The sequence below is a fragment of the Pseudomonas sp. I2 genome, from assembly GCF_040984075.1.
GTDB classification, from domain to species: Bacteria; Pseudomonadota; Gammaproteobacteria; order Pseudomonadales; family Pseudomonadaceae; genus Aquipseudomonas; species Aquipseudomonas guariconensis_B.
The window spans coordinates 1-13,122 of sequence record NZ_JBCGFQ010000081.1 but is presented as its reverse complement, the minus strand read 5'-3'; the positions used below and the strand labels follow the sequence as shown (position 1 = coordinate 13,122).

Sequence of the window (13,122 nt, the reverse complement as noted above, 5' to 3'; positions counted from 1 at the left end):
TCACCTGGGCCTTGTCGGGGCTGACGATCACCTGGCCGTCGCGGTCGGCCAGGAAGGCATGGCCGATGCCGCCGAAGTCCACGGCGTTGATGATGTCCACCAGGGTGTCCAGGCTCAGGTCGCCGCCAGCCACGCCCAGCAGCTCGCCGCTGGCCTTGCTGCGCACCGGCGTCACGATGCTCATCATCAGGCCACCGACCGTGCCTTGGTAAGGTGGCGTCAGCACCGTGTGCCCCGCGCTCGCGGCGGCGCCGTACCAAGGGCGCTGGCGCGGGTCGAAGCCATCGGGCAGCTCGACGAACGGTCGCTGGGTGAATACCCCATCGGCCTGGCCGAGATAGGTGAACAGGAAGTTACGGGTATAGGAAGGCTGGTCGACCAACCCCGCCACATTGGCGTCGGTGCCCTGCAGGGCGATGTCCTGGGCCAGGTTCTCCAGCACCAGGATGCGCCCGCTCATCCAGTTCTCCACGCTGCTGGCGGTCAAGGCGCCAGCCTGTTGCACGGACGCCTCGATGTTCTGGCCGATGGTGTTGCGCTGCAGGTAGTCGTTGTAGAGGGTGAACAAGGCGAATGCCAGGACCACGACGGCGCAAGCGCTGAGCAGGATCTTGTGGCGGAATTTCAGGTTCATGTTTCAAGACCTTGGATTATTTTTTTGAATATCGCACGCGCATGATTCGATGGCGGCCTGTCACCCCTTGCTATCGGCCGTTGGCCGAACAATTTGATGCCGCTCAGCTGAGTTACCTCGAACAGCATGTTCGCTGACCGCTGCTTGCGAGCCACGTTCGCGCCCATCTGGAAACACCGCCCCGCCCATGACGCGCAACGACACAAGCAACGTCGCGATCTGACAAGTACATGTCGCAGGCGACCGTCTCGCCAAAGCCCCCTGATCGAATAATTCTCCCATCGGCTGAACCTTGCGCCAGAGGCCAGCCCCGCGACACCCGCGAGTATGCAGCCTCGCTTCACAATTCCAACGCTGCGGCGCCCCTTAGCACCGGACAACCGGTAGCACCCCATAACGATAAATTCTCCAAACCCGAAAACCCGCGCGCATCGCCCTTGGGAAGTGCCTGCGCGCGCTTGTGAAGACCATTCGACTGCCATGATCGCAACCTCCGTTTCCACCGCCGGGACCTCGACCGGCCATCGCAACGCCCTGCTCGCCGCGCACATCGCCGCTGTGCTGTTCGGCCTGACCGGTATCCTCGGCGCACTGATCCAGGCCAATGCCAGCCTCATTACCTTCGGCCGGGCGACCTTCGCCTTCATCGCCCTGGGCTTCGTCGCCGGGCTCAAGGGCACGCGTCTGCTCGATGCGCTGAGCTGGCGCAACCTGCCGGTCATCGGCCTGACCGGCACCCTGCTCGCCGCCCACTGGGTGACCTTCTTCATCGCCATCAAGGTCGGCGGCGTGGCGGTGGCGACCCTGGGCTTCGCCAGCTTCCCGGCGTTCATCGCGCTGATCGACCTGCTGGTGTTCCGCGAGCGGATCGGCGCCACCGAGAGCCTGCTGCTGTTGCTGGTGACGGCGGGGCTGGTGCTGGTGGTGCCGTCCTTCGACCTGCTCGACCAAGGCACCATGGGCCTGCTCTGGGGGCTGGCCTCGGGCCTGGCGTTCGCCCTGCTGGCGGTCGCCAACCGCCGCCGCCCCAGCGGCATGGACGCGATGCAGGTGGCGTTCTGGCAGAACGTGGTGGTGGCGGCGCTGGTGGCACCGTTCGCCTTCAGCCACCTGGCCGGCACCAGCCTGCACGGCAACGACTGGGTCAATCTGGCGCTGCTGGGCGTGTTCTGCACCGGGCTGTCGCAGTTCCTCTTCGTCAAGAGCCTGGACGGCCTGCAGGCCCGCACCACCGGCATGGTCATTGCGCTGGAGCCGGTGTATGCGATCGCCTGCGCCTGGTGGCTGTTCGGCGAACAGCCGTCGCTGCGGATGGCCGCCGGGGCGGCCCTGATCGTGCTGGCCACCCTCATGACGGCGTGGCGCAAGGCCGCGGCCCACTGAGGCGGCGACCACACTTGACAAAGATCAAGCGGCGCCCTGGGCAGGGCGCTAAAACAGCAGGGTGCATTCTCCTTTCCCGAACCTGCTGGAGGCTCCCATGGACCCTGCCCATCCCCATGCTGCACCCGCTGACCTGGCATTTCCCGAGACCGCTGGCGAACACTGGGTCCAAGCCCTGAACAACGGCAGCCATGTGCTCATCCGGCCGCTGCGCGCCGCGGATCGGGAGCGCGAGAAAGCGTTCATCCAGCGGCTGTCGCCGCAGTCGCGGCACTTTCGCTTCCTGTGCCAGATCAAGGAACCCGGCGAGGCCATGCTCGACCAACTGATGAGCATCGACCACGACCGGCAGATGGCCTACGTGGCCTTGGCCCATGTCGACGGCGAGCTGCAGGAAGTGGGCATCAGCCGCTACGCGGCTGCGGCCGAGACCGGGCAGTGCGAATGCGCGGTAACGGTGCTCGATGCCTGGCAGAACCTTGGATTGGGATCGCTGCTGCTCGGCCACCTGATCGATGCCGCCCGGGCCCATGGCTTCACGCAGATGTACTCGATCGACGCGGCCGCGAACGTGGCGATGCGCGACCTGGCACAGGCCCATGGCTTCACCACCTCGCGGGACCCGGACGACCCCAGCCAGGTCGTTCACCGTCTGGCCTTGGTCTGAGCTGCCTGCAGGTGGGTCATCTGGGGCTGCGAAGCGGCCCCAGCATTTGCCAAGCCCAACGGTGTAATTAGTGCTCCTCCCCCTGCCCCACCGGCACCGTCTGCAAGTGCTCCGGCACACACACCGACCAACCGAGCTCGAGGCTGATGCGCCGGCGCAAGGTATCGGCGGCGTGGGGCTCGCCATGCACCACGTAAGTCTGCCGGGGCGCGGTACGCAAACCCCGCAGCCACTGGATGATTTCGTCGGCATCGGCATGGGCGGAAAGATTCTCCATGGCGAACACCTGTGCGTTGATGGGGACGTCCATGCCATGCATGCGCACGCTCCTCGCCCCGGCGACGATGTCCGCCCCACGCGTGCCACCGGCCTGGAAGCCTGAGAACAGCAGGCTGTTGCGAGGGTTGGGCGCCAACGCCTTGAGGTGGTGCAGCACCCGCCCACCGGTCGCCATGCCACTGGCGGCGATGATCACCGCAGGCCCGCGCAACTGGTCCAGTTGGCGGGACTCGTCGACCGAGCGAACGATGCGCGTGCTCCGGTACATCGCCGCACACTCCTCGGCCGACAAACGGTGCTCGCTGTGAAAGCGCAGGTACAGCGCCGTGGCGTCGGTGGCCATGGGGCTATTGAGATAGACCGGGATATCGGGGATCAGCCCGTCCTTCTTCAGCTTGTAGAGGTAGTACATCAACAACTGGGCGCGCCCGACGGCGAACGAAGGCACCAGGGTGATGCCCTGGCGCAGCGAGGTCTGGTTGATGACATCCGCGATGTACTGCTCGGTCGAGCCGGCGGGGTGCTGGCGATCGCCATAGGTGGACTCCACCAGCAGGATGTCGGCCGCCTCGATGGGCTCGGGCGCATACATGACCGGGTCTTCCGGCCGCCCCAGGTCGCCGGAGAACACCAGCGTCTGGCCATCGACACTGAGCTCCACGCTGGCAGCGCCCAGAATGTGCCCGGCCGAACGCAGGTAGACGTGCACGCCAGGGGCGATCTGCACCCGTTGGTGCAACTCCAGCGGCCGTAACAGTTTCAAGGCGCGCTGGGCGTCCTCTTCGGTATAGAGGGCACGGGCGGGATGATGCTTGGAATAGCCCCGCCGGTTGGCATAGTCGGCTTCCTCCTCCTGCAGCCGTCCGCTGTCGAGCAGCAGTATCCTGGCCAGCTCGCAGGTGGCGGGGGTGGCGTAGACCGGCCCGCGATAGCCTTCCCGGGCCAGCACGGGCAGGTAGCCGCTGTGGTCCAGGTGGGCATGGGTCAGCAGCACCGCGTCGAGTGAATGCAGCGGCATCGGCAAGGGTTGCCAGTTGCGCAGCCGCAGCTGCTTGTAGCCCTGGAACAGGCCGCAGTCGACGAGGATACGGGTGGCACCGCGTTCGAGCAGGAACTTGCTGCCGGTCACCGTGCCGGTGGCACCGAGGAAGGTAAGCTGCATGGCATCGACCTCTGGGATCAGTCAGGCGTGGGTTGACCGCCAGGGCGCTACAGGCCATCGGACATGCCCGCCAAAGCGGCTCGTCCACGGATTATCGAAGCGCCGCCGCCTGCCGGCTTGATCCAGGTCAGAAAGGCTCGCGCCACACCGGAAACTTGATGCAGGTCAGGTCGCCCGGAGCCAGGCGTTCTACAACAACCTTGTTGCCGGCTGGGATCGAGCGCTTGGGAGCAGGGTATGAACAGCAAGCATGACGATGACGACCTGGCCTGCCCACATTGGGTCGAGGCCCTGGATGACGGAACACCGGTGTTGATCCGCCCCCTGCGCGAGGAGGACCGGGAGCGGGGGCGGCGTTTCCTCGGGGCGATGGCCCACGACGTGCGCCACTTCCGCCGCCTGGCAGGGTTCGATGGCCGCGCGCCGTCGATGATCGACCGGCTGATGGACGTGGACCCTCACGGGTGCAGGGTGTTCGTCGCCCTGGTGCATGACACAGGCCAATTGTGCCAGATCGGCTTGAGCCGCTACGCGGCGATCCCCGGCAGCCAGGACTGCACCTGCGCGGTGGCGGTGAGCGAGCCCTGGCGGCGCAAGGGGCTGGGCAGGCTGCTGATGCGGCACCTGATCGATGCCGCCCGGAGCGATGGCTTGCACGGCATGGTGTCGCGCGACCTGGCGGGCAACTACGGGATGCACCGGCTTGCCAAGGCGCTTGGCTTTTCTGCCCGTTACCTGGACGGGGATGTCTCTGAGATCATCCATGAACTCGCACTGCGCGAGTGAGTGTCGATGCGGGACGGGCGTCAATGCCGGTCAGTCACGCGGCATGGGGCTGCCTTGCAGCCCCTGTCACTCACACCACCGCCTGCTCCGGCGTGATCACCAGCACGCTGGTCGGCAACTTGTACAGCATCCGTTCGACCGTGCTGCCGATATACCTGGCGACGCCGCGATGGTGGGTCCGCCCCATCACCACCACATCGATATCGTGATGCCCGACGAACAACGTCAGTACCTTGGCCGGGTCGCCCATGATCATGTGGCAGCGCTCGGGAGGAATGCCATTGCGTTCGGCCAACTGATTGAACTCGTCACCCTGCGCCGCGTGCAAGGTCTCGGCGGCGTTGGCGTCGAACAGGAACGAACGCCGGGCAAGGGTCTCGGCCTCCTGGTACATGGTGCCCAGATCGTAGACGTAGAGAAGCTCCATCTGCGCATTGCATTGCAAGGCCAGCTTCAAGGCTTCGCTGATGATGCGGTCATTGAACCCTTCGTACTGGTCTTGCGGCCGCGACAGGTCCACAGCCGCCAGCACCCTGCGCGGGAGGGCATGCCGGGTGGCACAGACGAAGTGCAGCGGCACCCGGCACTCGCGCAGCAGCCGGACATCGAGCGTGGTGAACAGCGCCCGCTGCAGGCGCGACGCCTGCTCGATATCCTTGATGAGCATGGCGAACGGATACTCGCGCAGGTGGGCGAGGATTTCATCGAGCACATCCTGCACCCAGACGACCTCGGTGGTCACCGTGAGCCCGTTGCGGCGCAGCGGCACGGCCTGGGTCTCGAGCCATTGGCGGTGTCGCTCCAGGTAGCCCTGGCGCATCGCCGCCAGGGCCTGCTCATCCACCAGCCCGGCCGTGGCCAGCCCTTCGAGGTAGTCGAACGCCACGATGTGCAGGGCCATGCCCTTGGCCTTGGCCAGGGCCGCGGCCCGTTCGTGGGCGGGGGTATGCTGCATCAGCGGGGAGGCGATGAGCAGCAGTCGTTGTTGGTCGGCCATGGCGCACCTCATGCTCGGGAGTCGTGCTTCGATGCTGCGCCTCCGCCCTGCTGCCCGCTTGACCTGTATCAAGATCGCATCGGCACCTAGCGGGCCGACATACGGTCGCGCGCGACCGGCCAATCCCGAGCGAAACATTGACACCGGTCAATGGATGCCCAGGGTTTTGGCGCACGCTAGGTGAACATTTCGAATGCCGATCACGGATCAGGAGGCGTTGCCATGGCTCGCATGAAAGCTGCGATCTTCGTCGACAAGAACAGAATCGTGCTGGACGAGAAACCCATTCCCGACGTGGGCCCCCTCGATGCGCTGGTGCGGATCACCACCACCACGATCTGCGGCACCGACGTGCATATCCTGCGTGGCGAGTACCCCGTGGCCAAGGGCCTGACCGTCGGCCACGAACCGGTCGGGGTCATCGAGAAACTGGGCGCCCAGGTCCAGGGCTTCAGCGAAGGCCAGCGGGTCATCGCCGGGGCGATCACCCCCAGCGGCCACAGCAACGCCTGCCTGTGCGGCTGCGCCTCCCAGGATGGGCCCGGCACCCGGCATGGCTTCAAGGCCACCGGGGGCTGGAAGTTCGGCAACATCATCGACGGTTGCCAGGCCGAGTACGTGCTGGTGCCCGACGCCATGGTCAACCTCTCGCCCATTCCCGACGGGCTTTCCGACGAGCAGGTGCTGATGTGTCCGGACATCATGTCCACAGGCTTTTCCGGCGCCGAACGCGGTGGCGTGAAGATCGGTGACGCGGTCGTCGTGTTCGCCCTCGGCCCCATCGGCCTGTGCGCGGTCGCCGGGGCACGCCTGATGGGCGCCACGACCATCATCGGCGTCGACTCGATCGCGCCACGCATGGCCGTGGCACGCCAGCTCGGCGCGACCCATGTGGTCGACTTCAAGCAGGGCGACGTGGTGGAACAGATCATGGCCCTCACCGACGGCCGTGGGGTCGACGTGGCGATCGAGGCCCTGGGCACCCAGGCGACCTTCGAGTCGGCCCTGCGCGTACTACGTCCAGGGGGCACGCTGTCGAGCCTCGGGGTCTACGCCAGCGACCTGCGCATTCCGCTGGACGGTTTCGCCGCCGGGCTCGGCGACTACAGCATCGTCACCACCCTCTGCCCGGGCGGCAAGGAGCGCATGCGCCGCCTGATGCAAGTGGTCGCCAGCGGCCACGTCGACCTGTCACCGCTGGTGACGCACCGCTTCAAACTCGACGATATCGAGGCGGCCTATGAACTGTTCGCCCATCAGCGCGATGGGGTCATGAAGGTGGCGATCACGCCCTGAATCCTCCTGCCACGCTGGGCATGGACGCTGTCACGCTTCATCGAATGTGCATGTACAGGTACGTCTGAACCTCACAGGCCTTGGCCTGGCGCAACCACGCGGAGGATGGCCGATGAACGTCTATATCGAGAAGCACCCACGACAGGGCCGTTGGTGGGTGCACATGGACCTGTGGCGCGTGGCCTTCAACAGCCACGAGGAGGCTCGCCAGTTCGTGGAACGCTTGAACAGCCGCCTCAACGCCCCGCATTCCCTGACGATGATCGCTCCTTGCCCGGCCCCCCCGGATCACCTGCCCCGCCCAAGTGCCCGCACGCACCCGACGGAGGTCTGACATGTACGAGCGGATCAACGCCAGGCTCATCGAACAACCGCCCCAGGATGCCGCGGCCCCGCCGATCCACCTGCACCCGCTCGCCTCTGTCTGCAAGGGCTGCAGGGTCGGCTCGCTGTGCCTGCCCACCGGCCTGCCCGAGCAGGACAATGGCCGCTTCAGCGCGCTGATCGGCCAGCGCATCAGGGTCAGGAAAGGTTGCGGCCTGTACCACGCCAACGACCCGTTGCAGTACCTCTACGCGATACGCTTCGGCAGCTTCAAGACCAGCCTCACCAATGCCGAGGGGCAGGGCCTGGTCATCAACTTCTGGATGCCGGGCGATGTGATGGGGCTGGATGCGATCAGCACCAACCGCCATGTCTGCGATGCCATCGCCCAGGAAGACAGCGAGGTCTGCCCCATCCCCTACCAGCGCCTGGAAGCGTTGGCCCGTGAGTTCCCCTTCCTGCAACAAAGCCTGAACCGCCTGCTCAGCCGGGAAATCGTCCGCGAGCACGAGCGCGTGCTGATGATCTGCAACCTCACGGCCGAGGAACGTCTGGCGAGCTTTCTGGTGGGGCTGTCCAGGCGCTTCGTCAACCGGGGCTATTCGGCCCACGGTTTCGTCCTGCGCATGTCGCGGGAAGACATCGCCTCCTACCTGGGGCTGCGCCTGGAAACCGTCTGCCGGGGCATCGCGCACCTGCGGCAACTGGAAATCGTGCGCCTGCGTGGGCGCGTCGTGGAGATCCTCGACCTGCCGGCGCTGATGGCGTTGGAACATGGCTACGGCAAGTCGCGGTCGCGCTCGGCGTGCGCCCGGCCCGCTGAGGACTGAGTGAAAAAAGACGACAGGTTCGCCCCCATGCCAGTCAGTGACGCTTAACTGACTGGCATGGGGGCGAACGTTCAGTTTTGCCCGATCACCTGGGGCGAACGCTTCAACACGCGCCGCTTGAAGTCGGTCACCAGCATCAGGAACAACAGGCAGAAGCCGATATAGCCATTGAGCACGTACACCACGTTGATCAACGCATCGAAGGGTACGTTCAAGCCCACGGCGGTGCCGACCACGCAGAGCACGCACAGCAGCCCACGGTGCCGGGCACTGAACTCATCCGGCGCGAAACGCTTCACCGGCGCCCACAGCAGCGAAGCCGCTGTGGTGTAGATGGCCGCGAAGATGACCAGCGTCACCAGGCCGGACAGACTGGGGCTCAGCTTTTCAACCAGGATCAGCGAAGGAATTTGCGCACTGGCCACATCCTCCAGGTGCGCCGCCAGGCCGAGCATCATGGCCAGGACCGCCAGGGAGAACAGCACCATGCCCAGGACGGCGCCGCCACCGGCCTCGGCGCGATTGTTGCTGGTGCTGCCCAGGTTGGTCATGAAGGCCGCCAGCCACATCATGCAGAAGCCGACATAGGACAGGCACGCCGTGAACCAGCTGCTGCCGGCCTGCAGGACGGTCTTGTCCTCCACCAGGGGCTTGAGCGTGGCCGGGTACTGCTCCAGGCCTTCAGGTGCCATGAGCACACCCGCCACGCCGATGACGATCGCCAGCACCGAGAGCAGCGGGCCGATGGAGCCCACCACGCTGATCAGGCGGTTGAAGCCGAAGAACAGCGTCACCAGGGTCAGCCCGCCCATGAGGACGCCGCCATACCAGTTGGGCCAGCCGAACTGCTGGTTCAGGGCCGCCCCCGCGCCAGCGATCATGACCCAGAACGACATGTACAGGAACAACACCGAGAAGTAGTCGAAGAACGTCCCGATAGGCTTGCCGCAGTAATACCTGAAGATGTCCTTGGGTGCGGAAAACTGTTGCTCGTAACCCGCCATGACAAAACTCAGTGCCACGTAGGTGAATAGCAGGAACATGAGCGCGATACTGGCCAGGCCGGCATATTCGTAGGCCACGAAGTACTGCATGATTTCCTGGCCCGTGGCGAAACCAGAGCCGATCAGCAGGGCGATACAGGCGCCACCAATGACGAACATTCGGGAAATGCGGGCGGGGGAATGTTGCTTATCCATTTTGACTACGTCCTCGTGCTTCTTTTTCTTATTGCTAGAAGTCGCTGTATTCCAGGCGCAGCAGGGCAGCGCGCAGCGCCCGAAGAACACTGGGTATGAAAGGCTTTTTTCGACAGTTGTAACGTGATCGAGCGGGTGGAAGGGCTGGGAGTGGTGGTTCTTCTCTTTGTTATCCAGCGTGGATTCGAAAGCAATGTACGTGCTGGTTTTGCCCACCGAACCTTCCGCTAACGCCGTTTGCGTGTCTGTTCGCGACACTTGGGAAGCGTGTACCAGAACGCGCCCTGCCACCTCAGGATGGGCGTTAAAAAAATAACGAATAACAATATAATTCCTTATTCTTTTTTGACCTGACAAAAATCCTCTATAACGCCTTCAACTGTACAGCCGCCAACATCCGGCCAACTGTTTGCAGCGCAACACCTGACCAACACGCCTGCCCCACGGCGCAACACCACCGCCTACTGCAGACCCGGCGTAACACGTTGATTCAAAAGACAATTCAAACCCGGCACGACGATTGCTCAAGCAAAGTCCCCTGCTCACCCAGCACCGGAGACCTGCCCATGAACGCCCCCTTGAACGTCGTAGCCCTCTCCGGAGGCACCGCCCGTCCCTCTCGTACCCAGGCCCTGACCGAGGCGATCCTCGCCGAACTGGCCGGGCACCTGCACATCAAGCCCCATCTCATCGAACTCGGCGAAATCGCCCGACCGCTGGGCGGCGCCCTGTGGCGCCGCGAGCTGCCCGACCACGTGGAGCAGAAATTGCTGCAGGTGGAAAACGCCGACCTGCTGGTGGTGGCCTCACCGGTCTACCGCGGCAGCTTTCCCGGCCACTTCAAGCACCTGTTCGACCTGATCGACCAGGACGCCCTGGTCGACACCCCGGTGCTGCTCGCCGCCACCGGGGGCAGCGAGCGCCACGCGCTGGTCCTGGATCACCAACTGCGCCCGCTGTTCAGCTTCCTCCAGGCCCTGACCCTGCCCATCGGCGTCTACGCCAGCCAGGCCGAGCTGCAGGACTACCAGGTGTCCAGCCCGGCCCTGGCAGCGCGCATCCGCCTGGCCGCCGAACGCGCCGTGCCGCTGTTCGCCGCGCACCATCAGTTGCGCAAGAGCGCCTGAGGAGCCGCCATGAATGCACCTGCGACACCTGCCCAACGCCCAGCCCTGGCCATCGCCCGCGAGCTGGCCGGGCAATTCGCCCAGACCGCCGTCGAGCGCGACGAACGCGGCGGCACGCCCAAGGCCGAACGTGACGCCCTAAGGGCCAGCGGCTTGCTGTCGCTGGCCATCCCGGCCGCATACGGCGGCCAGGGCGCCAGTTGGCGCGACACCTTCGAGGTGGTGCGCGAGTTCGCCCGGGTCGACAGCTCCCTCGCCCACGTGTTCGGCTTCCATCACCTGATGCTGGCCACCGTGCGTCTGTTCTCGCGCCCCGAGCAGTGGCAGCCATGGTTCGAGCAGACCGCACGCAAGCACTGGTTCTGGGGCAATGCCCTCAACCCGCTGGACACCCGCACGGTGGTCAAGCACTTCGATGGCTGGTGCGAGTTCTCCGGGCAGAAGAGCTTCTGCTCCGGCGCCAGCGACTCGGAAATGCTGATCGCCTCGGCGGTGGACGAACGCGCCGGCGGCAAGTTGCTGATCGCCGCGATCCCCAGCGGCCGCACCGGCATCACCCTGCACGACGACTGGAACAACATCGGCCAGCGCCAGACCGACAGCGGCGGCGCCACCTTCGAGCGGGTACGGGTCGAGCATGGCGAACTGCTGCTCGACCCAGGTCCCCTGAGCACGCCATTCGCCGCCTTGCGCCCGCTGATCGCCCAGCTGCATTTCGCCAACCTGTTCCTGGGGATCGCCGAAGGTGCCTTCGCCGAGGCGCGCCAGTACAGCCTCAAGGAAAGCCGACCGTGGTTCCGCTCCAGCGCCGCCCACACCACCGAGGACCCGTACGTACTGCATCACTACGGCGAGTTCTGGGTGGGTCTGGAAAGCGTGCGCCTGCTGATCGAACGCGCCGCCAGCCAGCTCGATGCGGCTTGGGCCAGGGAACACGCGCTGACGGCGGAGGAACGCGGCGACCTGGCCCTGGCCATCGGCACCGCCAAGGTCGCCGCCACCCGCCACGGCCTGGACATCTGCAACCGCCTGTTCGAGGTCACTGGCGCCCGCGCCACCCATGCCTCGCTGCGCTTCGACCGCCACTGGCGCAACCTGCGCACGCAAACCCTGCACGATCCGGTGGACTACCGCCTCCACGAGCTCGGCGAGTGGGCCCTCGCCGGCAAGCGTCCTGCCCCGTCCTTCTATTCCTAAAAGGCACGTCCATGCAATTGCTGACCCTCCCCCCGTCACCGACACTGGCTACCTCGATCAGGGCGACCGCACAGGTCTTCGAAGACCCCAGATCACAGGCGCTGCTCGCCCATCTGCAACAGGTCGCCCCCAGCGAGGCCAGCGTCCTGATCATTGGCGAGACCGGCACGGGCAAGGAGCTGGTCGCGCGACACATCCACAACCTCAGCGGCCGGCACAACGGCCCGTTCGTCGCGGTCAACTGCGGGGCCTTCTCCGAATCGCTGGTGGAAGCCGAGCTGTTCGGGCACGAAAAAGGCGCCTTCACCGGCGCCCTGGCGTCCAAGGCCGGCTGGTTCGAGGAGGCCAACGGCGGCACCCTGTTCCTCGACGAGATCGGCGACTTGCCGCTGCCGATCCAGGTCAAGCTGCTGCGCGTGCTGCAGGAGCGCGAGGTGGTGCGCCTGGGCTCGCGCAAGAGCATCCCGATCAATGTGCGGGTGCTGGCGGCGACCAACGTGCAACTGGAGAAGGCGATCAACGCCGGGCATTTCCGCGAAGACCTGTACTACCGCCTGAACGTGGTGACCCTGCAACTGCACCCGCTGCGCGAACGCCCCGGCGACATCCTGCCGCTGGCCCGCCATTTCATCCGCAGCTACAGCGAGCGCCTGGGCTATGGCCCAGTGGATCTGAGCCCCAAGGCCCAGGCCAAGCTGGTCGAATACGGCTGGCCGGGCAACATCCGCGAGCTGGAGAACGTGATACACCACAGCCTGCTGACCTGCGGTGACGGTTTGATCCAGGCCCAGGACCTGCGCCTGTCCAACCTGCGCCTGGAACGCCAGGACGAGGGCTCGGCGGGGCCGGGTGAAGGCAATGGGGTGGACGACCTGCTGCTGCAGGCATTCAGCCGGTTGTACGAGGAGCAGCCCGGGAACCTCTACGAGAGGGTCGAGAATGCCCTGCTGCGCTCGGCCTACCGGTTCTGCCACTACAACCAGGTGCATACCGCGCAATTGCTGGGCCTTTCGCGCAACGTCACACGTACGCGGCTGATCGCCATTGGCGAGCTGGTGGTGAACAAGCGGCGGGGGCAGCTACAGCAGCCACTGGACAACCGGGTAATGCGCCTTTCGATCTGAGCGGCCGTGCTTTCGACGGTCGGGACCGCTTCGCGCCCGGCCTTCACCCCGCCAACCGCCGGAACACCAGCCCCGATCCCCCGCACAGCGCAGCACACAGCAACATCACCGTGGCAA

General features: G+C 65.4%; 13 protein-coding genes. 9 read left to right on the top strand and 4 right to left on the bottom strand.

The features are described from left to right. Window positions 1–634 (bottom strand): cache domain-containing protein (locus WCE05_RS24890; protein WP_368816766.1); only part of this gene is annotated, 634 nt, incomplete at its 3' end. 480 nt (window positions 635–1,114) lie between these two features. Between WCE05_RS24890 and WCE05_RS24885 the strand changes: the two genes are divergently transcribed. Together WCE05_RS24885 and WCE05_RS24880 are read left to right on the top strand one after the other, a co-directional pair. After that, a complete protein-coding gene (locus WCE05_RS24885) occupies window positions 1,115–2,017 on the top strand; it encodes a DMT family transporter (protein WP_368816765.1) in 903 nt (300 codons plus the stop codon). A 97-nt stretch (window positions 2,018–2,114) separates the two neighbouring features. Then, window positions 2,115–2,684, top strand: a complete 570-nt coding sequence (locus tag WCE05_RS24880) for a GNAT family N-acetyltransferase (protein WP_225787448.1) — start codon at window positions 2,115–2,117, stop codon at window positions 2,682–2,684. A gap of 67 nt (window positions 2,685–2,751) precedes the next feature. Here the strand turns inward: WCE05_RS24880 and WCE05_RS24875 are convergent, their stop codons facing one another. Then, complete coding sequence (locus WCE05_RS24875) at window positions 2,752–4,125, bottom strand: MBL fold metallo-hydrolase RNA specificity domain-containing protein (protein ID WP_225787447.1); 1,374 nt, start codon at window positions 4,123–4,125, stop codon at window positions 2,752–2,754. A 237-nt stretch (window positions 4,126–4,362) separates the two neighbouring features. Between WCE05_RS24875 and WCE05_RS24870 the strand changes: the two genes are divergently transcribed. Then, the gene (locus WCE05_RS24870; RefSeq protein WP_225787446.1) at window positions 4,363–4,911 is read left to right on the top strand and encodes a GNAT family N-acetyltransferase; all 549 of its coding nucleotides are present in this window, start codon (window positions 4,363–4,365) and stop codon (window positions 4,909–4,911) included. A 70-nt stretch (window positions 4,912–4,981) separates the two neighbouring features. Here the strand turns inward: WCE05_RS24870 and WCE05_RS24865 are convergent, their stop codons facing one another. Then, window positions 4,982–5,908, bottom strand: coding sequence for a universal stress protein (locus WCE05_RS24865; RefSeq protein ID WP_253080935.1), 927 nt, complete (start codon window positions 5,906–5,908; stop codon window positions 4,982–4,984). A gap of 222 nt (window positions 5,909–6,130) precedes the next feature. Between WCE05_RS24865 and WCE05_RS24860 the strand changes: the two genes are divergently transcribed. The 3 genes from WCE05_RS24860 (at window position 6,131) to WCE05_RS24850 (ending at window position 8,358) form a co-directional block, all read left to right on the top strand. After that, on the top strand, window positions 6,131–7,204 hold the full coding sequence (locus tag WCE05_RS24860) for an NAD(P)-dependent alcohol dehydrogenase (protein WP_368816763.1): 1,074 nt from the start codon (window positions 6,131–6,133) through the stop codon (window positions 7,202–7,204). Between the two features lie 112 nt (window positions 7,205–7,316). Beyond that, window positions 7,317–7,538, top strand: a complete 222-nt coding sequence (locus WCE05_RS24855) for a hypothetical protein (RefSeq protein WP_368816762.1) — start codon at window positions 7,317–7,319, stop codon at window positions 7,536–7,538. A gap of 1 nt (window position 7,539) precedes the next feature. Next, entirely contained in the window at window positions 7,540–8,358 is an 819-nt protein-coding gene (locus WCE05_RS24850) for a helix-turn-helix domain-containing protein (protein ID WP_368816761.1), read from the top strand. Window positions 8,359–8,429: 71 nt separating this feature from the next. On the opposite strand, the gene WCE05_RS24845 is transcribed toward WCE05_RS24850, so the two are convergent. Next, a complete protein-coding gene (locus tag WCE05_RS24845; RefSeq protein WP_225787441.1) occupies window positions 8,430–9,557 on the bottom strand; it encodes a hypothetical protein in 1,128 nt (375 codons plus the stop codon). 566 nt (window positions 9,558–10,123) lie between these two features. Between WCE05_RS24845 and msuE the strand changes: the two genes are divergently transcribed. The 3 genes from msuE to WCE05_RS24830 are packed head-to-tail and all read left to right on the top strand — an operon-like array spanning window position 10,124 to window position 13,005. Next, window positions 10,124–10,684: an FMN reductase gene (gene msuE, locus WCE05_RS24840; RefSeq protein ID WP_253080937.1), complete on the top strand. Its 561-nt coding sequence runs from the start codon at window positions 10,124–10,126 to the stop codon at window positions 10,682–10,684. Between the two features lie 9 nt (window positions 10,685–10,693). Next, the gene (locus WCE05_RS24835; protein ID WP_253080938.1) at window positions 10,694–11,881 is read left to right on the top strand and encodes an acyl-CoA dehydrogenase family protein; all 1,188 of its coding nucleotides are present in this window, start codon (window positions 10,694–10,696) and stop codon (window positions 11,879–11,881) included. 11 nt (window positions 11,882–11,892) lie between these two features. After that, window positions 11,893–13,005 carry a sigma-54-dependent Fis family transcriptional regulator gene (locus WCE05_RS24830; protein ID WP_253080939.1) on the top strand — a complete coding sequence of 371 codons (1,113 nt, stop codon included), beginning with the start codon at window positions 11,893–11,895 and terminating at the stop codon, window positions 13,003–13,005. Window positions 13,006–13,122: the final 117 nt, after the last annotated feature.